The sequence below is a fragment of the Anaerolineales bacterium genome, from assembly GCA_015075725.1.
GTDB lineage: Bacteria > Chloroflexota > Anaerolineae > Anaerolineales > Villigracilaceae > Villigracilis.
In genome coordinates this window covers 2,979,855-3,005,727 of the sequence record JABTTV010000001.1, presented here as the reverse complement: position 1 = coordinate 3,005,727, position 25,873 = coordinate 2,979,855, and the positions used below count along the sequence as shown (strand labels likewise).

27 protein-coding genes and 1 pseudogene are annotated in these 25,873 nt (G+C 51.7%); 23 read left to right on the top strand and 5 right to left on the bottom strand.

Going from position 1 to position 25,873, the window contains the following annotated elements; all coding sequences use genetic code 11:
• The first annotated feature begins 4 nt into the window (after positions 1–4).
• The 4 genes from HS100_14500 (at position 5) to HS100_14485 (ending at position 4,212) form a co-directional block, all read left to right on the top strand.
• Positions 5–673: an SOS response-associated peptidase gene (locus HS100_14500; GenBank protein ID MBE7435121.1), complete on the top strand. Its 669-nt coding sequence runs from the start codon at positions 5–7 to the stop codon at positions 671–673.
• Positions 674–676: 3 nt separating this feature from the next.
• The gene (locus HS100_14495; protein MBE7435120.1) at positions 677–1,936 is read left to right on the top strand and encodes an MFS transporter; all 1,260 of its coding nucleotides are present in this window, start codon (positions 677–679) and stop codon (positions 1,934–1,936) included.
• 64 nt (positions 1,937–2,000) lie between these two features.
• On the top strand, positions 2,001–3,179 hold the full coding sequence (locus tag HS100_14490) for a M23 family metallopeptidase (GenBank protein ID MBE7435119.1): 1,179 nt from the start codon (positions 2,001–2,003) through the stop codon (positions 3,177–3,179).
• 133 nt (positions 3,180–3,312) lie between these two features.
• On the top strand, positions 3,313–4,212 hold the full coding sequence (locus HS100_14485) for a site-specific integrase (protein MBE7435118.1): 900 nt from the start codon (positions 3,313–3,315) through the stop codon (positions 4,210–4,212).
• 18 nt (positions 4,213–4,230) lie between these two features.
• On the opposite strand, the gene tilS is transcribed toward HS100_14485, so the two are convergent.
• The 5 genes from tilS to HS100_14460 form a co-directional block, all read right to left on the bottom strand.
• The gene (tilS, locus tag HS100_14480; GenBank protein MBE7435117.1) at positions 4,231–5,688 is read right to left on the bottom strand and encodes a tRNA lysidine(34) synthetase TilS; all 1,458 of its coding nucleotides are present in this window, start codon (positions 5,686–5,688) and stop codon (positions 4,231–4,233) included.
• Positions 5,689–6,093 (bottom strand): methylmalonyl-CoA epimerase, encoded by a 405-nt coding sequence (gene mce / locus HS100_14475; protein ID MBE7435116.1) that lies wholly within the window; start codon positions 6,091–6,093, stop codon positions 5,689–5,691. It lies immediately after the preceding gene.
• Positions 6,094–6,124: 31 nt separating this feature from the next.
• On the bottom strand, positions 6,125–6,724 hold the full coding sequence (locus HS100_14470) for an SGNH/GDSL hydrolase family protein (GenBank protein ID MBE7435115.1): 600 nt from the start codon (positions 6,722–6,724) through the stop codon (positions 6,125–6,127).
• A gap of 242 nt (positions 6,725–6,966) precedes the next feature.
• On the bottom strand, positions 6,967–7,722 hold the full coding sequence (locus tag HS100_14465; GenBank protein MBE7435114.1) for a tryptophan-rich sensory protein: 756 nt from the start codon (positions 7,720–7,722) through the stop codon (positions 6,967–6,969).
• Positions 7,723–7,769: 47 nt separating this feature from the next.
• Positions 7,770–8,717: a phytoene/squalene synthase family protein gene (locus tag HS100_14460; GenBank protein MBE7435113.1), complete on the bottom strand. Its 948-nt coding sequence runs from the start codon at positions 8,715–8,717 to the stop codon at positions 7,770–7,772.
• Positions 8,718–8,862: 145 nt separating this feature from the next.
• Here HS100_14460 and crtI point away from each other — a divergent pair, with 145 nt between their 5' ends.
• From crtI to HS100_14365, 19 genes and pseudogenes are all read left to right on the top strand, one after another.
• A complete protein-coding gene (gene crtI, locus HS100_14455; GenBank protein ID MBE7435112.1) occupies positions 8,863–10,389 on the top strand; it encodes a phytoene desaturase in 1,527 nt (508 codons plus the stop codon).
• Between the two features lie 12 nt (positions 10,390–10,401).
• Entirely contained in the window at positions 10,402–11,718 is a 1,317-nt protein-coding gene (locus HS100_14450; protein MBE7435111.1) for a MerR family transcriptional regulator, read from the top strand.
• 26 nt (positions 11,719–11,744) lie between these two features.
• Positions 11,745–12,626 carry a DUF1295 domain-containing protein gene (locus HS100_14445; GenBank protein MBE7435110.1) on the top strand — a complete coding sequence of 294 codons (882 nt, stop codon included), beginning with the start codon at positions 11,745–11,747 and terminating at the stop codon, positions 12,624–12,626.
• 8 nt (positions 12,627–12,634) lie between these two features.
• Positions 12,635–12,979, top strand: coding sequence for a DUF4345 family protein (locus HS100_14440; protein ID MBE7435109.1), 345 nt, complete (start codon positions 12,635–12,637; stop codon positions 12,977–12,979).
• A gap of 27 nt (positions 12,980–13,006) precedes the next feature.
• Positions 13,007–13,675: a hypothetical protein gene (locus HS100_14435; GenBank protein MBE7435108.1), complete on the top strand. Its 669-nt coding sequence runs from the start codon at positions 13,007–13,009 to the stop codon at positions 13,673–13,675.
• Complete coding sequence (locus HS100_14430; protein MBE7435107.1) at positions 13,672–15,015, top strand: deoxyribodipyrimidine photo-lyase; 1,344 nt, start codon at positions 13,672–13,674, stop codon at positions 15,013–15,015. Before HS100_14435 ends, HS100_14430 begins: the two co-directional genes overlap by 4 nt.
• Positions 15,012–16,268, top strand: a complete 1,257-nt coding sequence (locus tag HS100_14425; GenBank protein MBE7435106.1) for a cytochrome P450 — start codon at positions 15,012–15,014, stop codon at positions 16,266–16,268. The genes HS100_14430 and HS100_14425 overlap by 4 nt, the downstream gene beginning before the upstream one ends.
• A gap of 26 nt (positions 16,269–16,294) precedes the next feature.
• The gene (locus HS100_14420) at positions 16,295–17,125 is read left to right on the top strand and encodes a lycopene cyclase domain-containing protein (GenBank protein ID MBE7435105.1); all 831 of its coding nucleotides are present in this window, start codon (positions 16,295–16,297) and stop codon (positions 17,123–17,125) included.
• 78 nt (positions 17,126–17,203) lie between these two features.
• A complete protein-coding gene (locus tag HS100_14415) occupies positions 17,204–18,046 on the top strand; it encodes an isocitrate lyase/phosphoenolpyruvate mutase family protein (protein ID MBE7435104.1) in 843 nt (280 codons plus the stop codon).
• A gap of 267 nt (positions 18,047–18,313) precedes the next feature.
• Entirely contained in the window at positions 18,314–18,847 is a 534-nt protein-coding gene (locus HS100_14410; GenBank protein MBE7435103.1) for an RNA polymerase sigma factor, read from the top strand.
• Complete coding sequence (locus tag HS100_14405; GenBank protein ID MBE7435102.1) at positions 18,813–19,208, top strand: hypothetical protein; 396 nt, start codon at positions 18,813–18,815, stop codon at positions 19,206–19,208. Before HS100_14410 ends, HS100_14405 begins: the two co-directional genes overlap by 35 nt.
• 125 nt (positions 19,209–19,333) lie before the next feature.
• Positions 19,334–19,786 (top strand): DUF2269 family protein, encoded by a 453-nt coding sequence (locus HS100_14400; protein MBE7435101.1) that lies wholly within the window; start codon positions 19,334–19,336, stop codon positions 19,784–19,786.
• 411 nt (positions 19,787–20,197) lie between these two features.
• A complete protein-coding gene (locus HS100_14395) occupies positions 20,198–20,422 on the top strand; it encodes a hypothetical protein (protein MBE7435100.1) in 225 nt (74 codons plus the stop codon).
• 11 nt (positions 20,423–20,433) lie between these two features.
• Entirely contained in the window at positions 20,434–20,985 is a 552-nt protein-coding gene (locus tag HS100_14390) for a PadR family transcriptional regulator (GenBank protein MBE7435099.1), read from the top strand.
• A gap of 106 nt (positions 20,986–21,091) precedes the next feature.
• Positions 21,092–21,265: pseudogene (locus HS100_14385) on the top strand (helix-turn-helix transcriptional regulator).
• Between the two features lie 165 nt (positions 21,266–21,430).
• Entirely contained in the window at positions 21,431–21,718 is a 288-nt protein-coding gene (locus tag HS100_14380) for a hypothetical protein (GenBank protein ID MBE7435098.1), read from the top strand.
• Between the two features lie 538 nt (positions 21,719–22,256).
• Positions 22,257–23,126, top strand: a complete 870-nt coding sequence (locus tag HS100_14375) for a tetratricopeptide repeat protein (protein ID MBE7435097.1) — start codon at positions 22,257–22,259, stop codon at positions 23,124–23,126.
• Positions 23,127–23,326: 200 nt separating this feature from the next.
• On the top strand, positions 23,327–25,000 hold the full coding sequence (locus tag HS100_14370) for a hypothetical protein (GenBank protein MBE7435096.1): 1,674 nt from the start codon (positions 23,327–23,329) through the stop codon (positions 24,998–25,000).
• 80 nt (positions 25,001–25,080) lie between these two features.
• Positions 25,081–25,761 carry a hypothetical protein gene (locus tag HS100_14365; protein MBE7435095.1) on the top strand — a complete coding sequence of 227 codons (681 nt, stop codon included), beginning with the start codon at positions 25,081–25,083 and terminating at the stop codon, positions 25,759–25,761.
• The last annotated feature ends 112 nt before the right edge of the window (positions 25,762–25,873 follow it).

Below are 25,873 nucleotides of genomic sequence, written 5' to 3'. Positions count from 1 at the left end.
AATCATGTGCGGACGTTTTACTCTTACCGTCGACCCGGCTGAAATCCAGGATGCCTTTGGGAATTTCACCTTCCCCTCCCAGTTTGCCTCCCGGTATAACATCGCCCCCACACAGCCTGTCCTCGCCATTCCAAACGACGCAAAGAACAAAGCGGATTTTTTCGTTTGGGGATTGATCCCATCATGGGCGAAAGACCCATCCATCGGGAACAAGCTCATCAATGCGCGCGGCGAAACGCTTGCGGAAAAACCGTCGTTTCGAGGCGGGTTCAAATACAAACGCTGCCTCATCCTTGCGGATGGATTTTATGAATGGAAATCCCCCGGCGGGGCGAAGACAAAAATCCCATTCTTCATTCATATGAAGGATCGCAAACCGTTCGCGTTCGCCGGGTTGTGGGATGAATGGCAGTCACCCGATGGCAGTCTGCGCACATGCACCATCATCACGACCGAGCCCAACGAGTTGATGTCCTCCCTGCATAACCGGATGCCCGTGATCCTGGATCCGAAGGATTACGACCTATGGCTGGACCCGGCGCCTCAGACTCCCGATAAGTTGATCCACCTCATCAAGCCCTTCCCCGCTGACGCCATGTCCGCTTATCCTGTTTCAACGCTTGTCAATAAACCTGGCAATGACCGCCCTGAATGCATCGTACCCGCATCGTAGAAAATGGATGCCTTTCGATTTGCTCTCATCAGCCGCTTCCCTGCGCTTGGTTCACGAGATTATGTTTTATTCCTCATCGGTCAATTCGTATCCGTCATCGGCACATGGATGCAAGCGACAGCGCTCCCGTATCTTGCCTATCGCATCTCAGGCCGCCCGCTCGACCTGGGATTGATCGGTTTCGCGAACACCCTCCCGACATTGTTATTTGCCCTTCCCGCCGGTGTCCTTGTCGAACGGCTGGACAAGCGCAAGGCTGTCATTTTGCTCCAAGCCGTGATGTCGGTGCAGGCGTTCGGGTTGACCTTTCTTGCCTACAGCGGCCAGATTCAAATCTGGCAAATCCTCATCCTCGCATTCATCTACGGCTCCGCCATTGCGGTCGAAGTGACCGCGCGCCAGGCCATGCTGATAGAACTCGCCGGGAAGGAAGCCCTCCCGAGCGCGATCGCGCTTCAAACCACGGCTTTCAATCTTGGCAGGGTGATCGGTCCATTATGCGCTGCCTGGCTGATCGCCACTTTCAAAAATGAAGGAGCGGTCTTTCTTTCAAATGGCATTAGCTACATTTTCGTGATCATAGGGTTGTTCTTCGCGCGAACCCTTTATAAAGTCGAAAAGGGCACGGAAGCATCACAGGGGATGGGCAGGGAGTTCAGGGAAGGATTGCGATATATCCGATCCAATGCCGTGGTCATGTCCGCCATCTTGATGTCCGCCTTGCTGGGCTTCTTCGGCATTCCGCTCGTTCAACAACTCCCCGCCATTGCGCGCGACATCCTTCAACCCATATTGACAACCGAAGCGGCAATCGCGGCACGCACGAGCAACCTGTACACAGCCCAAGGCATTGGCGCGGTTGCCGCGGCATTCATGATGGCGTATTTTGCCACGGCCAACAAAGGGACCACCCTCTTGTGGGGACAGATATTATTCATCCTTCCCATCATCGCGCTTGGGCTCGTCACCGATAATTCACTGGCTTTCCTCCTGTTGATCTTCATCGGTTGGGGGACCGTGGTGCAGCTCATCAGCATGAACACAATGATCCAGGTGCGCGTGCCGAACGAACTGCGCGGGCGCGTGTTCAGCGTCTATTTTTGGGGATTGCAGGGCGTGGCTCCCTTCGGCAGCCTTCTGATCGGGTGGATCGCCCAAACCTGGACGGTGCAAAACGCCATCATAACGGGTGGAATTGCCTGCCTGTTCGGGGTTGCCCTCGTTCAATTGATCTTTATGCGAAAAAACAATCCCGCGGATTAGGGATAACTAAGGGAATTCACAGCCCGCTTGACCGCGATTTTTTTGCCGTGATATTATGATGAATATGCAAAACGAATTCAAGGAAGACCCGCAGATTCCATCGAAGGAAACCCCCGCCCCGGCCCGTCGATCCGTTATTTCCAGGTGGATCGTCAATCTCATGGATATCGGGCTGGGCGAACCCCTGGTCAAACTTGGCACGAACCTGTTCTCGATCGTCGTGATCGTCGCGGTTGTTCTCCTGGCGCGGACGTTTTATCGTCAGGCGCAGGTAACACCCAATGAGGCCGACCAGCCGCCGGTCCCGATCGAAGCGGCGGTGCAGGAGAATCCAGCCACTGATTCGGAGTCGCCTTCCGGGTTGGGAATCAACCGCTCTGCGCAGCTGCATACGAATATCCCAAGCCGGCCGCGAAACGAATTGACGACCTATACGGTTCAGGACGGCGATACTGTTTTCGGTATCGCGGAAAAATTCGGCTTGAAACCCGAGACGATTCTGTGGGGCAACTACAATACTTTGCTGGACGATCCGCACTCGCTGCAACCCGGCCAGGAGTTGAACATCCTGCCAGTGAATGGCGTGTATTGGGAATGGCTGGGCGGAATTCCGTTTGGAGAGTGGGCACGCTTTTATGGCGTTTCCGCCGCGGACGTGATCGAATATCCCGGCAACAATATCGATCCAAATACGGTCGGCGATTATGAAAACGCAAATATCAAACCCGGCACGTGGCTGATCATCCCCGGCGGGAAACGCGATTTTGTAAGTTGGAGCGCCCCCCTCGGTGTGACGCGGGAAAATCCCGCTTCGGCGCGCGTCCTTGGGGCGGGCGCCTGCGACCCGATCAGCGGCGGCGCGGTGGGATACGGGTATTTTATCTACCCGACCAACAAGCATTACTTATCCGGGTTCGATTTTTCGCCGCAGACCAACCATAATGGCCTGGATTTTGCCGGTCAGACAGGTGAAGCCGTTTACGCTTCGGATGCGGGCGTGATCGTCTATTCAGGATGGAACGATTACGGCTACGGCAACATGGCCATGATCGACCATGGCAACGGATTTCAATCCCTGTATGCCCACCTGAGCGCGATCAATGTGGGATGCGGCCAAAGCGTTGGGCAGGGCGAGGTGATCGGCGCCATCGGTTCGACGGGTCGATCGTCCGGTTCGCATTTGCATTTTGAGATCATGGCAGGTGTAAAAGTCAACCCCTGGGATTACCTCCCGCCGCCGTAAGGTTGATCCGGCTTTTCATCATGATGGAATTAATCCGAGGCCGTTTTATCCACAACTCTGTAGCCAATCTGCCAGTTGACAAGGCCCTTTAAATTCGCTAAACTATACGCAAGACTACACGCAAGGGCAAACCATGGCAAAATCCTCTGTACCCGCTCATATCAACGCCAAAACATTGCTGCCAGCAGCCATCAACGGGTGGGAGATGTTCCTGCTCGACCAGGGACGCTCCCTCAATACCGTCAAAGCTTTTCTCTCGGATGTGCGCCTGCTGACCAAATATCTTCCACCCGATCAATCGATCGGCGCGGTAACCACCGAAGACCTCAATAGATTCTTCGAATGGATGGAAAAGGGTCGCGGCGTGGCATGCAGTCCGAAGACACTCTCACGCCGGATCACCTCGGTAAAATCATTCTTTCGCTGGCTGCACCAGCACGGGACATTGAGTATCGACCCTGCTGAGAAAGTTTTGCAGCGCTCGGCCATCAGCCCGCTTCCGCAGGTCCTGACCGACGACGAATACGAAGCCGTACTATTGACAGCCGACCGTCAACGCCGCAACAAAAAGCCCGATGCGCGCCCCTATACGCTGGTGGCGCTTCTACTGAACACCGCCATCAAAAAAAGCGAGTGTCTCGGCATTCATGTCAATCATATCGAACTGAACAGCAAAAATGGGCCTTTTCTATTCGTCCGCTATGCCAGCCCTGCGAACCGGTACAAGGAACGCAAGATCGAATTGAACGATGATTGGGTCGCCTCCTATAATGAGTATCTCGCCCAATACCAGCCCGTCGATCAGGCATTCCCCTGGTCTCCGCGCCGCCTGGAATATTTGCTGGAAGATATCGGTGAAGAAGCAGGGTTGGAAAAACATCTCTCCTTCGACATGTGCCGGTGGACATCAGCCCTGCGTGATTACCAGAGCGGCATCGAGCCTGATAAGATCCGCCAGAAACTGGGCGTTTCAAAGATCCAATGGCGCGAGTTGTTCATCAAACTAAAACAATTGAACGGCGAAATAAAGTAAATCAAAATCCCCAGTTGATCACGACTGGGGATTTTCGTCCGCTTTCTCATGCGAGTGTTGAATGGAAAAATACAGCACATCGCTCGTCGTATCTTTCAAACGGTGACGGTGTGCAGGGCGAAACCCGGGCACCCACACGATCTCGTCCCCGGCGCACACGAGGGGCCAGTGATCCCTCGCGCGCTGGGGTAATTTCTCATTTACAAAAAAATCGGACAACTTTTGAGAATGCCCATCCATGCCCAACGGGGAAAATTGATCGCCCGGCTGGCGTGCCCTTATTTGAAACGCTGTGGGAAGTTCCGCCGCATCCAACCAGACCTGGAACTGGTCGTCGTTCTCTTCAGCCTGTTCCTTCGCCAGAGCCGGGAGTCTCCAACGTTCGCAACTTACTTTCCAACCGCCAGCCAAAGAAATTTGCCCACCCAACCCAATAGAAATTGGATTCTCATCCTGTAGTTGGGGCCACCTGTCGGAAGGCAGTTCAGCATGCGGTGCACAGATATGGATCAACCCCGCTTCACGGAACATTCGCAAACCCGCTTTCAGGTCGATCCGCGGGATGGATGATTCGGGTGAATTGACGAAGGCGCATGCCCGTTTCAGGGTTTGATAACCTATATCCACGCCCGGATGGAGGACCTGCATGGCGTGACGGATCAAATTGCGTTGGAGTCCGATCGGCATGGAGGTCAGGCGAAGAATGTCGAAGGCAACGATCTCATCGTTTGCAGAAACAACAACGTTTCCCCAAGCGTGTTTCAACGTTTCCATCAAAAAGGCATAGTCGCCTTTCAAGGAATGGGACATCCTCAAAACGGTTTCCCGGAATTTTGGATTGTAGGTTTCAAGATTGGGAATCAGCAGATGGCGGATGCGATTGCGCTGAAAGTTCAACGACTCGTTGCTGGAGTCGTACCGCGGGCGCAAACCATTCACTGCGCAAAACAAAACCGTCTCTTCACGCCACATATCGAGCAGTGGACGTACCACGGGAATATCAGGGTCGAACGATTTGATGACCGAGCGGTACGACATGCCCTTCAACCCGGAAATCCCGCTCCCTCGCAGGAAGTGCATGAGAACCGTTTCGATCTGGTCATCGGCAGTATGGCCGGTCGCAACTGCCTGTGCTTTTTGTTTGCGCGCCATGTCGAAAAGAAAGCGGTAGCGAAGGGTCCGCGCGGCATCTTCGATGGATAATTTTTTCTCGTCCGCATACTTGCGCACATCCCCTGCCCCCATTTCAACTACGATACCAAGCTTGGAAGCGGTCTTCTCAACCATGCTGGCATCATCGGCAGATTCCGGACGGAGCTGATGATCGAAATACGCAACAATCAGATGATAACCCGCCCGGCGCATCGTCTCCATGAGGCAAAGGCTATCCGGTCCGCCGGAAACGCCGGCAATGACGGGTCGATCTTTTACAAGACCGCATTCCTCCGTCAGAATCGATTCGACATTTGTGGGCATTTAGATTTGATAGAGTTCGACCAATACCCCGCCGGAGGATTCGGGATGAATGAAGGCATATTTCTTTCCATCTGCCGCCGTTCGTGCTTCTTCATTGATGAGGCGGATATTTTTGCCCTTCAGTTGCGCCATCATGGCTTCGATATCGTCCACTTCGAGGCAGAGATGATGCATGCCTTGTCCGCGTTTGGCGAGGTACTTGGCGATGCCGGAATCATCCGTGGTCGGCATGACCAGTTCCACTTCAGCTCCAGCCAGGGGTAAAAACGCCACCTGCGATTTCTCCGCAGGCACATCCCTTAATTCATGCAGTTCAATACCCAACGCATCGCGCCAGAATGCTAGTGACTTTTCCATATCTTCCACGACAACAGCTACATGGTTGATGGCCTTGATCTGAGGCATTGGCTCTCCAATTTTGATTTGTGAAAAGATGCTACTTCAAGATACCTAAAGCAATCGGCAGAGCGGACTTCGCCCACTCGCTATACATTTTGCCAGAAGGATGCAAACCATCTCCGGCGACCAAGGTTGGGTCTTCTTCTGCCTTTCGCGAAACAGGCGTTACATCGACATAATGCGCACCTGCTTTTTGTGATTCTTCCAAATTGACCTGATTGAATGCGTCGATCTCGCTGGCAATTTGAGTGGTATTTCGCCCAGCGGCGAAGGGTGTCACACCCCAATCGGGGATGGAAAAGACGATGACGCGTTTTACATCTCCGCCAGCATATTCGATAGCTTTGTTAAGTAAAAAAATAAAGCCTTCACGATATTCTTCGATATTCCGTCCACGATATTGGTTGTTAACCCCGATCAGCAGTGAGACCATATCATACGGTGGTGTGATATCTTCTTTTTGAATGCCCTGCCAGAGTTCATCTGTCGTCCAACCGGTGCGGGCGATGATCTTCACCTCGACGCGAAAGCCTTCATCGGCAAGCAATGCCGCAAGTTGATTGGGGAAACGTTCGGCTTCCTCCACACTCTCGCCGATGGTATAGGAATCGCCTAACGCTAAATATCGAAGGGACATTGAATTCTCCGGTGCAGTGACGGGTTTGATCGAGCAACTGGTGAGAAGCAGACAAAACAAGATCGCGAATTTCTTCACGAAGACAAGTATATCAAAAGACGATGATCGTTATACTATTGACCATGGATAAAAGGCTTTTCCATGGTTCACATTCCGTGGTCTTAAACGGGCAAGGGCATGATACCAACAGTCATGCCCTTGCTTTCAAAAGGGAAAGAAATCGACTGGTAAACGAATTTATATCACCCGGAGCGGGCGCGGCGAAGGAGGCTATAGACGATCAAGCCTGCCATAAGTGCAGCGGCTATCCATGCGGTGTTCACGACCATTGGGGCGGGAGTTTGCTTGACTGCAATTCCAACGAACGCCCAGACCAGCACAGAGAGGTAAGCCGCATCCCTGCGGGTGATCGCCATTGCCACACCAAGCATAGAGGCTACGACAATCATGATGACAGCCCAGGCGGGATCGGCAATGCCAAATCCATTCCATTCGAAAAGATACAGCCAGGCTGTGATGTTGGCCACGGTTGCAACAGTGATCCAGCCGAGATAAACGCTGAACGGAATATCGACAGACCAGCGCTCAACCGCAGAAACCGGGAACCGGTTCACATCCAGACGTAGGTAACTGGCAATGAGCAATCCCAAAAGCAAAAGCATGACCAGCACGCTCAAACCGAACTGGTTGTAGTGCCAGCAAAAAAGCCAGCCTGCATTGGCAAGCCCGCTCAGGGCGAAGAGATAACCCAACCGCCGCAGCCTCGGGCTTTCCTTTTGGGAGGGCTGAAACTGGTAAATGGCGAAAGCGATCCAGCCAATGAAAATAACACTCCAAATCGCAAAGACGTACCCAGCGGGCACAAAATACACCGGAAAGCGGTCTGAAATCTCTCCGGTGTTCTGTCCATTGAGCGGCAGGGTCGAGGCAAGGACATTGACCGCCAAAGCGATGAGCACGGAAAACAGATTGGCAAATTGACGCAGGATGTCTTTCATCAAGGGGTTCCTTTATATAAAACCGCGGCTGGATACGCGATGGAGAATTACAAGGAGCGTATCTTCATCCACAAAGCTGGCAGTTTGGCAACTTTACCCAGCGCACTCAAGGAAGCGCGGCGGGTAAAAACGTCATAATCGTTATTTTCGATCTCTTCGAGGATGCCGCTATAGAAGGTTGAGGCGGCGCCAATGGCAAGCTGCCCTTCACGCTCGAGCAGCTTTACGCCAGCCCAGGATTCAGCATACAGCTGTCGGGTGCGTTCGATCTGGAATTTCATGAATTGACGCCAGTTATCGGTGACACGACCTTCGGCAATATCCTCTTCGCGGATACCATAGGTGATGAGTTCCTCGCGCGGCAGGTAAAGGCGACCATTGCGGTAATCCTCCCCCACATCGCGCAAGATATTGGTCATTTGGAGAGCGACGCCAAGCTTGATGGCATACGATACCGCCTCGTTGCTTTTGAATCCGACGATGTACATGCTCATCAGTCCGACCGTGGAGGCGACGCCGTAGCAATAGGTTGCGAGGTCGTCGAAGGTTTGGTAACGGCTCTGGGAAAGGTCGCGGGCGACGCCATCGATCAACTGCAAGGCGTAGTGACGCGGGATATGGTATCGGGTGAGGGTATCTGCCCAGGCGGAGGCAACCAGGTCATCGGTCGAGGCGGAGGCGTTTTCGACCACTTTCCGCCAGTATTCGAGTTCATAATCTCGGTCTTTCTTTGATTCGACTTCATCCACAATGTCATCCACGGTACGACAGAAAGCATACAAAGCGCGGACAGCTGAGCGTTTTTCTTCGGGGAGCAAACCAGAGGCAAAATGGAATGATTTGCTATGCGCAGCAGTAATGACCTCAGTTTGCTTGTAGGCGGCACGCAGAGAAGCGTCTCCTGCCCAGTAGGAAAAAAATGGACGTGTGGATGGATGCGGAATGTGACCCGCGAGTGACAGTAGTAGATTTTCCCAATTCGCATTTGCTTGCATGTTCTCTCTCCTTTTCATCGGCTGATAAATGGATTTTACAGAAAAAATCTGATTTGTCAAGGTTTTGCAAAGATTAATTTTATACCTTGACAAATAGTAGACAACGTGTAAAATACAGCCAATGACCTAAAAAAGGAGAAAGTTTATGAAACCTACTGCACTCGTGATCGGCGCTGGAATTGGCGGAATTACCACAGCCGCCCGCCTCGCTAAAAATGGATATGACGTGACCGTGCTGGAAAAGGAATCCACCTCGGGTGGCCGCTGTAATCAGATCGTCCGTGACGGTCACCGCTTCGACATTGGTCCGACCCTGTTTCTGATGCCCGAAATTTGGGAGGAAACTTTTGCTTCTCTCGGCGAAAAAATGAGCGACCACCTCGACTTGAAGCGCATCGACCCGACCTATAAAGTTCACTTTGATGACGGTCTGCGCCTTGAATTGACCTCAGACATTGGCAAGATGCAATCCCAGCTCGAAGCCGTGGACAAGACCGCCTTTACGGGTTTCCTCGGCTATATCGCGGAAGGCGCGAAGCATTACAAAATATCGGTTGAAAAATTCGTGGGTCGTAATTTCTACAACATCTTCGAATATTTCAGCCTCAAGAATTTGCCGCTGATCTTCAACCTCAAGGCGTTGCAGAAACACTACACCAACACCAGCCGCTTCTTCAAGGATGAGCGCTTGAAGGCTGCCTTCACCTTTCAAAACATGTATCTGGGACTCAGCCCCTACGACGCGCCTGCCACCTACTCCCTCTTGCAATACACCGAATTGGCTGAAGGTGTGTGGTACCCAATGGGCGGTATGTACGCCGGTATTCAGGCGCTCACAAAAGTGGCTGAAAAACTGGGCGTGAAGTTTGTGTATAACAGTCCGGTTAGAAAGTTGCAGGTTGAAGGTTCGAAGGTCGTTAGCGCCGAAGCAATGGATGGCAAGACATATGCCGCAGATATTTTCGTCGGCAATGCAGATCTGCCTTACATCTACAAAGAACTTTTGCCCGATGCAAAAGAAACCAAGAAGCTCGACGAAAAACTCTACACCTGCTCCACCATCATGTTCTACTGGGGCGTGGATAAGCAATATCCGCAGATCGCGCATCACAACGTTTTCCTCGGCGGCGATTACAAGGCTTCGTTCGACCAGATCTTCGAAGATCATACATTGCCCGAAGTGCCGTCGTTCTACGTCCATGCTCCGGCTCGCACCGACCCCGCCGCCGCGCCAGCAGGACAGGAAACGCTTTACGTCCTCGTCCCCGTTGGTCACCTCGATGCCCGCTCCGCACAGGATTGGGATGCCTTGGTGAACCGTGCCCGCGAAACCGTCTTCACCCGCCTCGCCAAAGAGATGGGAGTCACCGACCTCAAAGAGCACATCAAGTTTGAGATCGTATACCAGCCCAAAGTCTGGAAAGAGCGTTTCAATCTCGAAAAGGGAGCCGCGTTTGGGCTGAGTCACAACTTCTGGCAAGTTGGTTATCTCCGCCCGCAGAATCGTCACGCAAAATACAAAAATATGTATTTCGCAGGTGCATCCACACACCCTGGCACTGGGCTGCCAATTGTGCTACTTTCGGCTCGCCTGACAACAGAACGAATCCTAAAAGAAAAAGGTACAATAGCTGTGCAAAAAGTGACTAAGCCAACTTTAAATCCAGCCTGACGAGGACAAATCATGCTCAGCAAATCGCCTGCCTTTAATCTAAAAGCTGTATTACGCGAAACGGGACTCGCCGCAGACACCCTGCGCGCCTGGGAACGCCGCTATGGACTCCCAGCCCCGCAGCGCACGGCGGGTGGACATCGTTTGTACTCTCAGTACGATATCGAGACCATCAAATGGCTGATCGCCCGCCAGGCAGAGGGACTTTCGATATCCCGCGCCGTGGACCTGTGGAACGAACAAACCGCCTCCGGCTCCGACCCGTTGGCTGGCGCGGCCTCATCAGGGATTTTCCCCGCCCAAGCCGCCACCCCCGATTCAAACCTCGAAGCCTTGCGTGACCAGTGGCTCGATGCCTGCCTGCGCTTCGATGAACCTCGCGCCGAGCAAACCCTCAATCAGGCGTTTTCGATGTATCCCGTCGAACTTGTCTGCACTGACCTGCTCCAGCGTGGATTGGTGGAGATCGGCGCGAAGTGGTACGAAAACAACGCCAGCGTTCAGCAGGAGCATTTTGCCTCTGCCCTCGCCATGCGTCGACTCGACTCACTCCTCTCCGCTGCCCCCGCTCCCACGCGAAATGGCACCGCGCTCATCGGCTGCGTCGCGGACGAGTGGCACGCCTTCACTCCTTTGCTTCTTTCTTTGCTTCTGCGCCGGCGTGGCTGGAATGTTGTCTATCTCGGTGCGAACGTTCCCAACGACCGGTTCGCTGAAACAGCTCAGGCTGTTAAAGCCGACCTTGTCATTCTCGTGGCGCAGACGCTTGTCGCCGCTGCTTCACTCCAACTCGCCGCTCAAGGTCTCGCCGTGCAAAACGTCCGTGTGGCATACGGCGGACGCATATTCAACCTGCATCCCTCACTCGCAGCGAAAATCCCCGGACGTTTCCTGGGCGAGAGTATCGAAGCCTCGCTCCTCGAAGCAGAACGGTTGATTCAACATAAAAACCTAAAGGTTTCGGAGACCATAAAAGCCCCCTCCCAGGAACACCTGGCTGCGCATCAGTCCTTCACCAGCAAACGCGCCGAGATCGAACTGACGCTCAAGCAGCTTGTCCCGTCGCTCACCGTCAGCCCAGGCGGATTGGAAACGGGCATCCAACATCTCGGAGACAACATCGCCGCCGCCCTGCAGCTAGGTGACGTAAGCTACGTCTCCGGCGAGATGGACTGGCTCAAAACCCTTCTTCAATCCCATAACCGTCCCGCCACCGAATTGATCCAATTCATGCGGAGTTACGCACAGGCGGTGGATCACCACATCAACGGCGCAGGCGAACCGATCAGGCGCTGGCTTGCAGATGAAGTTGTAAAACTCAGCGCATAGTAGTCAATACGCCAAACAAGGAAAACATGAAATCAACAGACCGCACCTCGCTCGTCATATTCCCAATTTTGATCCTGATCGGCTGGCTTGTCGCGCTGGCAGGGAGTCAGGGAAGCGTCGCCCTTGGCGGCCTTCCCGTCTTCGCCATTGCGGTCGGGCTGGCATTCCTAATTCAATGGCTGGTCTTCATTCCCGCCTACATCTTCCAGACCGAAAAATTCTTCGACCTGACGGGAAGCATCACCTACATCACCGTGACTGGTGTCGCGCTTTGTTACAGCCGCTACAGCGTTCCGTTGGATGCGCGTTCGATTCTGCTTGCGGTGTTGGTCGTCGTTTGGGCGATCCGGCTTGGGACATTCCTCTTCAGCCGCATTCAAAAAGCGGGCAAGGACGACCGCTTCGACGAGCTGAAACCCTCCTTCATCCGCTTCCTCAACGTGTGGACGATCCAAGGTTTGTGGGTCACGTTCACGCTTGCTGCCGCGCTGGTCGCCATCACCACTACAACACGCAAAGAGTTGGATATCTTTGCCGTCGTAGGTTTTATGATCTGGCTTCTCGGCTTCATCATCGAAGTCGTCGCCGACGCGCAGAAAAGCCGCTTCAACGCCGACCCAGCCAACAAAGGCAAATTCATTCAAACCGGGTTATGGTCCCGCTCGCGCCATCCCAACTACTTCGGCGAGATCGTTTTGTGGATCGGCATCGCCATCATCGCCCTGCCCGTTCTGCAAGGCTGGGCGTGGATCGCGCTGATCTCGCCGCTCTTCGTCGCGATCCTGCTGACACGCATCAGCGGCATTCCCCTGCTCCAAAAGAAAGCCGACAAGAAATGGGGCGGGCAAGCGGATTATGAAGCCTACAAAAAGAACACACCCGTGTTGATTCCCAAATTGTGGAAGTGAAGGAAACCATGACCATCCTCAAGATCCTTCAAGTTGCCGCTGTCTGCCTCACCATCGTAACGGGACTTATCTCCCTGTTCGCGCCGCGCAGTGTCTTTGGATTTACGGGGCTTGAAGCCCCGGGTCCGCGCGGCATTTCTGAAATCCGTTCCATCCTTGGCGGAGTCTTTATCGGTCTCGGCATTGCGGTCTTCATCCTCGGCACTCAGCAAACCTACCAGATGCTCGGCATCACCTATCTCGCCATCGCTGCCGTGCGGCTCTTTTCGATATTTGTGGATAAAGCCTCCGAACAATCCAACTGGATCAGCCTCGCCGTCGAGATCGTCTTTGGGATACTGCTTATCCTTTAGTTTTCCCCACATAGTTAAGGAACCGCCATGTTAATGGACACCCTGCGCTACGAATTACCGCCCGAAGGCATCACGCTATTGGGATACATCGTCCGGCGAATGCACAAGACCGAGTGGCTGGTCAAAGCCGCGAAAATGCACGAAGCGAACGAGACCGCCAACACGCTCGAAGCGGTTGCAATGTACGCCGTCGCTTCCGCCACCTCGTTCGGACGCGCCTACTACCAGCCGAACTTCAACAATGTCGGCGAAGCTGTCAGCGAGCGCGACCCGTTCACAGGCGCAAACGTCTCGGCAAAATTGATCAGCAGTTCGCCCGCCTACCGCATCACATACTCCGTCGAAATGAGCAACAACGACATCTTCGAAGGCGCTGAAACCATCCTCGGAACCACCATCGGCTTGCGCGGTTTGGGTATGCCGGCCCCTTCCAACTTCACCTTCCGATCCAAAGCCTATGAAGCCGAACTGAAAGGCACACTCACCAGCGAACTGGCGCTTTCGCTTTTCGGCAATACCAAGATCCGCGCGTACGGCTCGCTCGATTTCAGCGACTCGGCTGGCAACAATGGTCATCTCGACCTGAACCGCCAGGGATATGTCACACTGCGCGTCAACGACAAGCCCGCCGTCACAAACGCCCTCGTCCGCGTGATATGGCTGGATGAACCGAAACCCGCCCAGCAAACGATATGACCGCGATCTGGTGGATTCGGCGCGACTTACGGCTCGCGGATAACCCTGCGCTTCAAGCAGCGCTCGCGGCGGGTCCGGCGCTTCCGGTCTTTATCCTCGACCCGGCATTCGACGACTCATCTCCTCGCCGAAAGAGTTTCCTGTACGAAGGCTTATCTGCATTGGGCGGGGAACTGCGAAAGCGCAATTCATCTCTCGTAATTCGTAAGGGAAAACCAATTGACGCGCTGCGCGATCTATTTGATGAAGTTAAAGCCGAGGCCATTTACGCCGAAGAGGATTTCACGCCCTACGCCCGCAAACGCGACGCACTGATCCAAAAACTCCTGCCGCTGAATCTGGTACAAGGTCAGACGGTACATCACCCCAAAAATATACTCAAGCAGGATGGCAGACCCTACACAGTGTACACGCCATATTCCAAAGTATGGAAGGCGCGGTTTGCGAAAATAAAACTGCATCCCGCACCGGAGAATATCAATACACCCAGGGGAATCCGCTCAGAGCCGCTACCCGATTTCACACCCAATCTGATTTTTCCAGCAGGCGAAGCAGAGGCATCGCAACGCCTCGACCGATTTACCAATTTACCAATCAGCAATTACTCAGACCACCGCAACCGCCTTGACCTCGACGGCACCTCCTGCCTCTCGCCGTACATTCGCTTTGGCATGCTTGGCTTGCGTCAAGCAGTTCACGCCTCACGTGTTACGCGTCACGTAGATTCCAAAGGCGCTGACATTTGGCTCAATGAACTTATCTGGCGCGAGTTCTACATTCAAATCTTGTACCACTTCCCGCAGGTCGTCAGGACCGCTTTCAACCGTTCGCTGGCAAACATCCCATGGCGAAACAAAATATCAGACTTTGAAGCGTGGAAGAGGGGTGAAACAGGCGTCCCGGTGGTGGATGCGGCAATGCGCCAGCTCAAAGAGACCGGTTGGATGCACAACCGCACCCGCATGATCGTCGCATCCTTTCTCGTCAAAGATTTACTGATCGACTGGCGCTGGGGCGAAGCATGGTTCATGGAGAATTTGCTCGACGGCGATATTGCTCCCAATAACGGCGGCTGGCAGTGGACGGCGGGAACGGGAACCGACGCCGCGCCGTACTTCCGCATTTTCAATCCCGTTCTACAATCGCAAAAGTTCGACCCGAACGGCGACTACATCCGCAAATGGGTGCCGGAACTGCGCGGATTGAACGCAAAACAAATCCATGCGCCGTGGGAATTCGATCTGAAGATTGCAGGGTATCCAACTGGTCCGATCGTGAACCGGGACATTGTTAAGGAACGAACGTTGACGGCGTACAGCATTTCAAAAGGCAGGGCATGAAGCAAAACATTTCCCCCGAACTCGGTCGCGCCGCATTGCGCTCATTGATACAGGAAGGCTCGCCACTTGGTCCGCTAAAGGTGATGGCAAAATACGTTGGGCGTTTCTTCCAAATTCCGATTCCCGGCTTTCGCCCGTATGTGGTTTTCGGTCCCGATGCGGCGCGAAAAGTGTTGGTGACCGATAGAAACAAATTGTTGTGGCGCAACACCGACCCGGTGGCTGACCTGCTACGGCGCGGCGTGCTGGTAACCGACGGCGAAGAGCACGATCACTACCGCAGTTTGATGGAAACGCCGTTCCATCCATCGCAGTTATCGAAATACAATGAGATGATGCTTCAACAGACCGAACGCGTCATATCCACCTGGCAGGACGGTCAGACCGTGGATATGCTGGTCGAAGGGCGCAAGATCGCCCTGCTCATCATCATGCAAACCCTTTTCAACAAGGATGCATGGAATGACCTGCCGAAAATATGGAAACCGATTCTGAAAACCATTGCGTACATCTCACCCGGGGCATGGATCCTTTGGCGAAAGATGCCGAGATTCGGATATGGAAAATCCTTAAAGGCTCTCGATGATTATTTGTATTCGATCATTGATGAAAGAAGAAAAGGGGAAAGAAGGATTCAGGATTTCTTACAACACTTGATCGACGCCGGATTAAGCGATGACATCATCCGCGACCAGATGTTGACCATGCTCATCGCCGGGCACGATACATCCACCGCCTTGTTCGCATGGACATTTGCCCTGCTCGGTCTGCACCCTGAAATCCATGAAAAAGTGATACGGGAAATTGACCATGCAGAGGGCAAATATCAATTGCTGGATAATGTCATCAAAGAGTCGCTGCGGTTGTATCCGCCCATTCACATTGGCAACCGCCGGGTGGCAGAGGAAATTGAATTTGCGGAGGGCAAAATCCCTGCCGGTGAGCGGATGTTCTACTCCGTCTATCTTACCCACCGCGACCCTACGATTTGGGAAAATGCCGATCAATTCTGCCCCGAGCGTTTCGCTCACGGACGGAAAACTCCACCAATGAGCTATATTCCGTTCGGCGGCGGTCCGCGGGCATGCATCGGTGCGGCATTCGGTCAGGCTGAAGCGCGAATCGTCCTCGCTCACTTGCTCAAGAAATTTCGGTTTGAATTTACCGGTCACCCCATCCACGCACACATGGGCGCAACATTGGAACCCAGACCGGGTGTAAGGATGAAGGTATTCCGTAGGTCGCGCTCGTAGCGTGACGAATAAACAGAATAACACACATGGCACGCTGTAAGCGTGCCCTACAAACCATCATGACTTACTTCGGTTTTCTCTTACGCTTTCTCGTAATTCCCATCCTTTTCTTTCTCGTCATCGCATGGTGGGACAATAAAAACAACCGCCCGACATTAGGCTTCAAGAATGGCAAAGCGGTATGGGTCGGTATTCTCATTCACATCATCCTTGCGGTGGCATACACAACACCGTGGGACAACTATCTGGTTGCCACCGGCGTTTGGTATTACAACCCAGACCTCGTGACCGGCATCGTGATCGGTTATGTGCCCATCGAAGAATATACCTTCTTTGTGCTGGAAACAATTCTTGCCGGTTTATGGTGGTGGTTCCTCGCACGGCGCATCCCCGAACCGACAAACGAGTTCAAACCCAGTAAAACCGGACGTCTAATTTCGTTCGGCGTACTGTTCGTCCTCTGGGTCATCTTCACCTACCTGTTCTTCTTCGGCGGCGTCGAGCTGACCTATCTTTCCATCATTCTGTTCTGGGCGCTGCCTGCCATCTTCCCGCAAATGCTGTATGGCGCTGACATCCTTTGGCATTATCGCAAGCTGGTCTTCACCGCTATCTTTATCCCGGGCTTATATCTATCGCTTATGGATATCATCGCGCTCACAGACACCACCTGGTCAATCTCCAAGCAACAGACCACCGGCATCCTCTTCTTCAATATCCTGCCATTGGAAGAAGTCCTTTTCTTTTTCATCACCAATGTTCTTATCGGTTTTGGAATGACGCTGCTGCTATCAAAATTTGGCGTAAAACGCTTCGATGATTGGAAAACCAACAAATTCCGGGGCTTCCCCGAATAGCGGTGATACACAACCAGCATATAATTGAGCATCTTTTCCGCAAAACTTCATTGCCCAACACGCAAAAACGAGGATGTTATGAACGAGCAGGCGAAAAAAGCTCAAACCCTTCTTTCACTCCATAACAACGGAAGGCTTTTGATACTACCCAATGTCTGGAACCCCATCGGCGCACGAATGCTCCAGGCGAAAGGTTATTCTGCCGTTGCCACGGCCAGCGCAGCCATCGCCGAGTCTCTTGGCTATGGCGATGGAGAACAGCTCAAATTGAGCACGATGCTGGAAACGGTCGCCCGCATCGTCCGTAGCGTGGAGATTCCCGTCACCGCGGATTTTGAGGCGGGATATTCCAGTACCATTGAAGGTCTTCAGCAGAATATATCCCTGCTTCTCGAAACCGGCGCTGTGGGCATCAATTTCGAAGACAGCTTCGATCACAGCTCGCGCCTCAACCCCATCCCTGAACAAGTGGAGCGAATCAAAGCTGTCCGCGAAGCAGCGGCTCGGAAGGGAATCCGCCTCTTCATCAACGCCAGAGCCGATAGCTTCTTCGCCGAAGGGTTCTCCACCGACGAAGAACGAATCGAAGATGTCATCACCCGTTCGAATGCCTACATCCAGGCTGGGGCGGATTGCGTTTACCCCATCGGTCGCGGCGACAGGGAAACGCTCTCCATCTTACGGAAACGCATCTCCGCTCCAATCAATGTGTTGGCTTCAGCAAAGACAGCCAGCCTGAAAGAGCTGCAAGAACTCGGCATAAATCGCGTAAGTTATGGTCCGTATGTCTTTCGATCTCTGCTTGCAAAAATGTCGGATATGTATGATGGAATAAAGAACATGGGGAGCAACGATATCGTCATGAACGGGCTTTGGAGCGGCGCAGACGTCAAACCTTTCCTGATCCCTGGAAGGGAATGAGGAACTTATCACCGACTTTTGGTGTTATTTGGAGCACAAGAGTCGAGGGATGATTATTTAGATAATAATTTCGAATCATAGGGGGCAGTGGGTCAATAAATGCTTGCATTCTCGTTGTTTTCATATTAATCCCAAGGTCATATATCGGGGCGATATTCATTTACAGAATGAAATGTCGCACAAGCAGAAACCTGGTTCGATGCCGCTTCGGCAGATCAATTTTAGCTTTTGTTGGTTCCAATGTAACTTTTTCGGTTGATATGTGTAATGTTGGGTAGAGATAAGCAGATGCTTACATTCCACAAGATCTATGAGCGATATTCCAGGGATGTCTATCGCTATTCCTTCTGGCTTTCAGGAAGCGCGGAGGATGCCGACGATATTACCTCTGAAACCTTCATTCGCGCCTGGGTGGGGCGAGATAAAATCCGCACGGAAACAGTCAAGGCATTTCTCCTGGCAATCGCCCGGAACTTGTATTTGAACCAAAGACGACGCGAGAAACGCCACGTTGACTTAAGTTCCGAGCATGTCGATCCGCATCCTGGTCCCGACCATCAAGTTGAATCCCGTCAGGAGCTGGAGCGCGCCATGAGTACCTTGCGGTCGTTGAATGAGGTCGACCGGACAGCGTTCCTGTTACGAATACAACAAGAATTGCCGTATGAAGAAATCGCCCGCATCCTGCAATTACCACCAACCACAGTCAAAGTGAAGATACATCGAACAAGATTGAAACTGGCCGCCCGAGAGATTGGAGAAACAAATGAAGGAAAAAATTCCCCAACACCTGATTCTTGACATATTGCCTCTTTATCTTTCAGATGAAGTGAGCGACGAGACACGGAACCTGATCGAAGAATATCTAAAGACGGACCCTCAATTGGCAACTCTCGCAAAGCAGGCGAAGATTGCGACATCCTTGCAGGAGATCCCTGCACCTACCAATAAGGAGACTGAAATGGAAGCGTTCAAGAAGGCAAGAAAACTCATGATCCAACACAATGTTTTTCTGGGACTGGCGGTATTTTCCACGTTATTCGCAGTTCCGGGCACAATCTCACTCCGGGATGAAGATCCACTGGCACCGTTTCTGTTTTTCGGTGTGGCGATCATTTTCTGGATCGCTTTCTTCATAGTGAACAGGAAACTTGGCGAATAATAACTCAAGGCAAAAAGGCAGCCGCCTGAGGCGGCTGCCTTTTTGCCGAGATTTTTCCCTATTGACAACAATAATACTATATAGTACTATTCCTGTTATATACTATAATTTGGCAATAAATAAAAATGCTCTATACAATTCTCAAATACGTTCATATCGTTTCAGCCATTGCGGCGCTTGGGGTAAATATCACCTACCCTTTATGGTTTTTCCGCGCCCGGAATACAAGAGAAGCACTTGTCTTCACCCTCCAGACGATAAAAATCATCGACGAATGGATCGCAGTACCAGCTTACGTCCTGCTTTTACCATCCGGGTGGTGGCTTGCCGCCATTGCTGGCTGGCCATTGACCACACCCTGGATATCCATCTCGCTCGTTTTATATACCCTTCTTTCGATTGTCGGGCTGGCAATATTCACCCCTGCCCTCAAAAAACAAATAAAAACTGCTGAAAATGAAGGGTCTGACACAGCCGAATACAAAAATATCGCACATCGCACAAATACCATAAGCATCGGCTTAAACTTCGTGGTTCTGGTAATTATCTTCTTGATGATCGCCAAACCTGCGTTCTAATTTTTGGCACCGTCCCTCGGCGCGATTCGCTTAAACCTCCACTATTGATTTGCCCCAGGTAATTTCATGCAAAATAACCAAACTCAGAAAGCACGCCGTCCGCGAAGGATCATTTCTGTCCTTTCGGGCAACACGATTCAGATTGTCGGGATTGTTCTAGGCTCTTTATTAGTGTGGGTCAGTATGCAGCCGGGCGATACGGGCATACGCGCGTCTGCAATGGTTGGAGGTTATCTGCTAATATATTTTAATTCACATTCCTTGATACACTTTATAATCGGAAGGCTGACTGGTATAGCCTTCAAACACTACTCGATCGGGGGCTCATCTCACGCCTCGTCTTATATCCCCGTCCTAAGAAACATATTTGAACGTCTTCCATTCTTTTCAGCACATACCGACCCTTCATCCATGAAAAAGGCGTCGCGATATGCGAAAGCATTGATGTTTGCCGCAGGCATCGCAGGTACTGTCACTTTCAGCACGTTTGCATCGTTTTTGGCATACCGCGCCGAAGTACCGGGTGGATCCGCGTTATTGATCTTCAACATGATCTGGCAATTAAGTTCGATCATCGCTGAAACGCGGCCATCCGGTGATCTCGGAAAAGCGTACCAGGCCATTCGGAATGGATAGGAGTGTTAGCCATGCCGCTCTCGCACGCAATTCTCGGTTTTTTAGAATTCCGCCCGCTGACCGGATACGATCTCAAAAAATACTTCAACCAATCCATTGCGCATTTTTGGTCTGCCACAAAAAGTCATATCTACCAGGCACTCGAAAAACTCGAGAAAGATGGACTGGTCACATCACAAATAATCCCCCAGGAAGGCAAACCAAATCGAAGGGAATATCAAATAACCGAAACCGGGCGCTCAGAACTGCGCCGCTGGCTGACCTCGCCATTGCCGCCCGGACAACTCCGTGAAGGCTGGTTGATTCAGGTGTTCTTTTCCCATAAAAGTTCAAATGAAGAGATCGTGACATTGCTGGAGGCGCGGAGGAAAGCGATAAGCGAAAGATTGGATATCTATCGCACCGTCGTGCAGGATGTTATCACCCAGAACGCCGAAAGGGTTGGAGTCGAACGCGCCAGGCAATTGTGGCAAATCACGCTCGATCACGGAATTGATTATTACGAGTTCGAAATCGCCTGGCTCGAAAAAGTGATCGATCGTATAAGCACGTTTCCGCGTTGATATAAGATCCTATCGATAACATCGGCAGAGCCATCAAAGGGTCATCAGTCGCCAGATACTCAACCCTGATCGGTAGTAAGAATAACTTTTCAAAGGGACATTTACAATGGCACAATTTGGTAAATTGAGCGCCCGCGAACGGGAAGTAGTCAAACACCTACTGCAAGGTAAAAGCAACAAATTGATTGCTTGGTCTCTCGGAATTTCAGACCGCACGGTTGAATTTCATCTGAAGAATATTTATGGCAAGTTTCAAGTAAGCTCCAGGGTTGAGTTGATCTTAGAACTGGGGAAAGCCTCAGGGAAGTTTGAATCCGATACCCTAGGGTATTCCACAGTTGTTGATAACCTGGAAAGCACCGAAAATGGAGATAGGCTCGATTCGCAGAAGGATTGGGTCACATCTTTCAGAGTAACCGTCTCTATAATCGGCAAGGAGCTAATCATGAAAATTCTAATGAAAAACCCCAGCGCTTTTCTTCCACCGGTATTGTCGATTGCCGCTCTTATCACTGTAATTGCTCATGTGGCTATCTCCGGATTTACCCCCCAGCCAGATGAAGGTACTGCCGCACATATATGGCAAATATTAATGGTTGCGCAGTTACCAATCATTGCAATTTTCATATTTAGATGGTTGCCTAAAAAGCCGATGCAGGCTTTGGCAGTATTAGCTTTGCAGGGCGGCGCTGCACTTGCGGCACTTGCTCCGGTTATTTTGCTTAAATTTTAATTGTGTTTCCCAACAGTCGTGCCACCCAAAAGGGTATGCTAAGAGATTGGAACATATGTCCCAGTGGATTTCATATCCATTCTCTCGTGATCGCCCTGTTAATTTAGGATTGTATCGATGAAATCAGCAGGGTCATCAATGAGTTTTCCGCAACTAAATCTCGACCTTGACTCTCCCAGTGTGGGAGAGTTTATGATTGTTGGTGAAAGTCACTAGATTCAAGGTCTTGAAATAGAAAGAAAATATTAATAACTGAATCGCGGTGGCTTCAGCGAATTTCGAACCCAACATTTCGGGGCTGATTCGTGTATTAATTCAAGGAGAAGAATACCAGACGTTGGTAATTGATTGTTCCCATAATAGACTCGGTCAACAGGGCTTTAATCGAGCCGAGACTGATGAGCAGTCATGAAATGTGCTGCTGAAGACCGGTTGGCATTGTAACCTGATTCTCACCATGAGATTGAGGCAGCCGAAAATCCGACCGGTTGATTGCTGAAATTTGATTTTTTCAAGATAAATCTCGAAAGGGAAAATCATGACGACATCCGATAATAACATTGATATCGACGAATTCTGGGAGTATTCCGATCCTGCCGCGAGCGAGACGCGTTTTCGCGCCGCGCTAGATTCAGCGCGAGGAGACCTCCGGCTGGAACTTCTCACGCAAATCGCGCGCACGTTTTCCCTGAGGAGTCGTTTTGAAGAGGCTCACGGTGTCTTGAACGATGTGGAAAGGCAACTTACTGGCGCGGGAGCGCGCCCGAATGTGCGCTATCTGCTGGAACGCGGCCGGACATTCAACTCCAAGGGTGAAAAGGACAAGGCGCGTGAACTTTTCATCCGCGCATGGGATCAGGCCCGGGAGGCGCAGTTGGAAGGGCTTGCGGTAGATGCGGCGCACATGGTTGCCATCACATATTCTGGCAGCGCGGACGCCATTGACTGGAATCAACGCGGAATGGCGATCGCGCGCGGCTCGCGGGACCCGAAAGCCAAAGGCTTGATCCCTGCCATGTTGAATAACAGCGCGTGGGATTTGCACCAAATGGGACGCTTTGAGGAAGCCCTGTCGTTATTCAAGGAGGCGCAGGTTGAATGGACCGCGCGCGGCAAGCCCGAACGAATCCAAATTGCAAAGTGGTCGGTGGCACGCTGCTTTCGCTCCCTCGAGCGTTATGACGAAGCGTTGGAAATCCAACGTGCGCTCGAAGCCGAACACAAAGAGGCGGGTACCACGGATGGATACGTGTTCGAGGAAATCGCAGAAAATCTCGCCCTGATGGGCAGGAACGAGGAGGCAAGACCATACTTTGAACTGGCATATTTGGATCTCGGCAAGGATGAATGGTTCGTAAAGAACGAACCGGAACGACTGGCGAATTTGAAAAAGCGTGCTGGTCTGTAGTACATAGGTTTCAGCGTGCGATCGCTCTTTCGGACGGCGAACAGGTCTCGGGTTGGAGTGCGAGGCGGTTTTGTCGTGTCGTGACCCTTTGAATGTCAGTTCGATGCTCCGGGAACCAAAGCCCGGACAAATTCGTCATTTTGGAAAACCGCAAGGAACGATCTTTTCAATTTGACGAAGACATGGAAAAGAGAGGCACAATGTTTCGGATGAAAATAAACTACTTGTTTGTCGTGATATTTGCCGTTCTTCTATCCGCCTGCGCGCCCGGATCGGATCAATTTGTACAGGTGGAGACCATCGTGGCTGACTCGCTCACGCAAACCGCTTCTCCCGCCAGCGTGACTGCCGTTTCCACACCTTTGGGTTTTCCCATCACTCTGACAACTTACAAAAGCGCCAACATGGGCATCCAGTTCAGTTACCCTGAAGACTGGTATTTGAAAGAATTCGTAGACAGCAAGGATATTTTTGGCGTGCCAACGCAGGTCCCGTCCATTCTGTTGACGTCCTTTGAGCCTGCCAACCCTCCCCACAAATTGGAATGGACCGAACAAACCATCAGCATGCAATTTCGGAGCCAGTCGAGAACGTATCCCAATTCATTTGAGAATTGGGTGGAGGCTCACAAGCAGGCAGCCCTTGCCTATCAATTGACAATATCTTCGGAAGAGCGTTTCTCGATCGCGAACCAGCCAGCCGCTCGTTTGACGCTGGTATCGGGAACAGGAGGCATCATCCATCAAGTATTGACCAATCTGAACAATATCGCGTTCGAAATAAATATAGAAGGGAATTTCGAATTGGTGAGACCGGTTTTAGATTCGCTTCTGCCTGTTGCATTTATCAAATTTGCCGGTCTAGAGCCGCCCGATAGTGAATTTCCTGCCGCAGGAGTATGTGGGGAGACACAGGGTGATCCTGTAAATATTGTTCTTGGTATCGCCCCGGACGGACTACCGAAGGCTGGACGCTGCATCGTAATCGATCCCGCGCAGCGAATCAGATTGATCAACCAGTCCGACGGTCTGTTCGACATAACATTCGCGGAAAATCAGATCGACCTGCCGGTGGGCGGAGAAATGTTGTTGGATAAACCGGTTGGCGAATATCTGGCGCTGGGCGTCCACCATTTGCCGATGGCGCCAGAATTATGGGTGAAGACGACTTCGAATCCTACGTTTACACCGATCCCTCCGGTTGCCACCATGCCGGGTCCGTTCAGGAACTATTCCAATACCGAAGCAGGCTATTCGCTCACACTCCCGCCCGGTTGGAATGTGGATGAACACGGGCTTTCCAACCCGAACAGGGAAGTCATATTTTATCCGGGCTACGCCGAACCCTTCGTTACCTACTTAAGCATCAGCCTGGATTTTCGAACAAAAAACGAGATAGAAGATTTTTACGCCCAAAACGTGCCGGATGCTTTTCTTGAGAATACCGTACTCAACGGTTATCCCGGGATCAAATACGCCTACAACTGGGGGCGCGTGGAGTATTTCATCCCATATCAGGATCGGCTCTTCCTGATCTTTACCGACCGACCCGGCGACGAAAATGTTCAGCAGATGTTGGGGAGCATCAAATTTACGCCTGTCGCCATTACCATCGAAGCCACCATGACAGATAACGGCAAGACTTTTGTCATGAACGTAGGAGATAGCCTCAGACTCAACCTTGATTTGAGCTATGGCTGGTCGGCGTTTTCGATCAGTAACCCTGCTGTACTCGCTGGCGCGCAGGATCGTCTGTTTGCGTTGGAAACCGGAACCACGACTTTGACCACAATCGGCGATCCCGAATGCTTGAACCTTACTCCACCTTGTGGAATGCCATCGATTCTTTATTCGATCACAGTGATCGTACAGTAGATGTCATAGCAACGACGGGATATGGCCATTGCTGAAAAGGCTGGCAGGTAATATCCATACTGGTTGAAGGAGAATTAACCATGAACGGTCAGATAAATTCATCGAAGGAAGTCCCTGGTAATAATCTTTCAAGGCACTTTTCGAATCCAATCACGGGCGGGGCAATTGGGTTCGGTGTTGGCTTTATCGTCGTAGGAACAATCTCAACATTGATAACGTGGATAGAATCCCAGACTGAATTCGCGGGAAATTTCCCTGTCTCACTGCACTCAGCAATTGCGATATCTCTGCAAAGCGCAGTCGGCGGCGGGATTGGCGGCGTGTTGCTGGGTTGGAGTCTGCCATTGCGGCAAAGGCTCCCGGCTGCCCTGGCAGCTGCGATGGGAATCGGGCTGGGAGAATTGCTCACAATATACCTATCTGTCAGGATCGGAGAACAATTTTTCGCGGGCGATATGCTTTTGGGAAGTCTTGCAATACGCTCCATATTAATGGGCGCTCTGGTAGGAACGTTTATTTGCCTGGTTGGGAAAAGTTGGAAATATATGGGCCAATTCGCCATTTTAGGCATAACAGGCTTCACAATCTACCATCTCTTCCTCTACTGGCTTTCTCCCATTATCCCGGTTTCTTCATTCAGCAGGAATTTTGCCATACCAATTCTTATTATGATGACGGCAAATGGAATAGGTGGCACGATCATCGGCGCATGTCTCGGTATTCCCTTCGCAAAAAGCATCGTTTCTGAACAGAGAACATGATGAGTAATTTTATTTTCGCACATTAGGGTTTTGTGCGCAAACTGCATAAGTATAGGTTGCGAACAATGCTAATCGTTGCTGCCCCTGTATTTGGATCGTGGCGCACTTAAGT

Coding starts and splice junctions, on each gene's coding strand:
- HS100_14500 (MBE7435121.1), top strand. CDS start 5: ATGTGCGGACGTTTTACTCTTACCGTCGACCCGGCTGAAATCCAGGAT.
- HS100_14495 (MBE7435120.1), top strand. CDS start 677: ATGGATGCCTTTCGATTTGCTCTCATCAGCCGCTTCCCTGCGCTTGGT.
- HS100_14490 (MBE7435119.1), top strand. CDS start 2,001: ATGCAAAACGAATTCAAGGAAGACCCGCAGATTCCATCGAAGGAAACC.
- HS100_14485 (MBE7435118.1), top strand. CDS start 3,313: ATGGCAAAATCCTCTGTACCCGCTCATATCAACGCCAAAACATTGCTG.
- tilS (MBE7435117.1), bottom strand. CDS start 5,688: ATGCCCACAAATGTCGAATCGATTCTGACGGAGGAATGCGGTCTTGTA.
- mce (MBE7435116.1), bottom strand. CDS start 6,093: ATGCCTCAGATCAAGGCCATCAACCATGTAGCTGTTGTCGTGGAAGAT.
- HS100_14470 (MBE7435115.1), bottom strand. CDS start 6,724: ATGTCCCTTCGATATTTAGCGTTAGGCGATTCCTATACCATCGGCGAG.
- HS100_14465 (MBE7435114.1), bottom strand. CDS start 7,722: ATGAAAGACATCCTGCGTCAATTTGCCAATCTGTTTTCCGTGCTCATC.
- HS100_14460 (MBE7435113.1), bottom strand. CDS start 8,717: ATGCAAGCAAATGCGAATTGGGAAAATCTACTACTGTCACTCGCGGGT.
- crtI (MBE7435112.1), top strand. CDS start 8,863: ATGAAACCTACTGCACTCGTGATCGGCGCTGGAATTGGCGGAATTACC.
- HS100_14450 (MBE7435111.1), top strand. CDS start 10,402: ATGCTCAGCAAATCGCCTGCCTTTAATCTAAAAGCTGTATTACGCGAA.
- HS100_14445 (MBE7435110.1), top strand. CDS start 11,745: ATGAAATCAACAGACCGCACCTCGCTCGTCATATTCCCAATTTTGATC.
- HS100_14440 (MBE7435109.1), top strand. CDS start 12,635: ATGACCATCCTCAAGATCCTTCAAGTTGCCGCTGTCTGCCTCACCATC.
- HS100_14435 (MBE7435108.1), top strand. CDS start 13,007: ATGTTAATGGACACCCTGCGCTACGAATTACCGCCCGAAGGCATCACG.
- HS100_14430 (MBE7435107.1), top strand. CDS start 13,672: ATGACCGCGATCTGGTGGATTCGGCGCGACTTACGGCTCGCGGATAAC.
- HS100_14425 (MBE7435106.1), top strand. CDS start 15,012: ATGAAGCAAAACATTTCCCCCGAACTCGGTCGCGCCGCATTGCGCTCA.
- HS100_14420 (MBE7435105.1), top strand. CDS start 16,295: ATGGCACGCTGTAAGCGTGCCCTACAAACCATCATGACTTACTTCGGT.
- HS100_14415 (MBE7435104.1), top strand. CDS start 17,204: ATGAACGAGCAGGCGAAAAAAGCTCAAACCCTTCTTTCACTCCATAAC.
- HS100_14410 (MBE7435103.1), top strand. CDS start 18,314: ATGTTGGGTAGAGATAAGCAGATGCTTACATTCCACAAGATCTATGAG.
- HS100_14405 (MBE7435102.1), top strand. CDS start 18,813: ATGAAGGAAAAAATTCCCCAACACCTGATTCTTGACATATTGCCTCTT.
- HS100_14400 (MBE7435101.1), top strand. CDS start 19,334: ATGCTCTATACAATTCTCAAATACGTTCATATCGTTTCAGCCATTGCG.
- HS100_14395 (MBE7435100.1), top strand. CDS start 20,198: ATGAAAAAGGCGTCGCGATATGCGAAAGCATTGATGTTTGCCGCAGGC.
- HS100_14390 (MBE7435099.1), top strand. CDS start 20,434: ATGCCGCTCTCGCACGCAATTCTCGGTTTTTTAGAATTCCGCCCGCTG.
- HS100_14380 (MBE7435098.1), top strand. CDS start 21,431: ATGAAAATTCTAATGAAAAACCCCAGCGCTTTTCTTCCACCGGTATTG.
- HS100_14375 (MBE7435097.1), top strand. CDS start 22,257: ATGACGACATCCGATAATAACATTGATATCGACGAATTCTGGGAGTAT.
- HS100_14370 (MBE7435096.1), top strand. CDS start 23,327: ATGTTTCGGATGAAAATAAACTACTTGTTTGTCGTGATATTTGCCGTT.
- HS100_14365 (MBE7435095.1), top strand. CDS start 25,081: ATGAACGGTCAGATAAATTCATCGAAGGAAGTCCCTGGTAATAATCTT.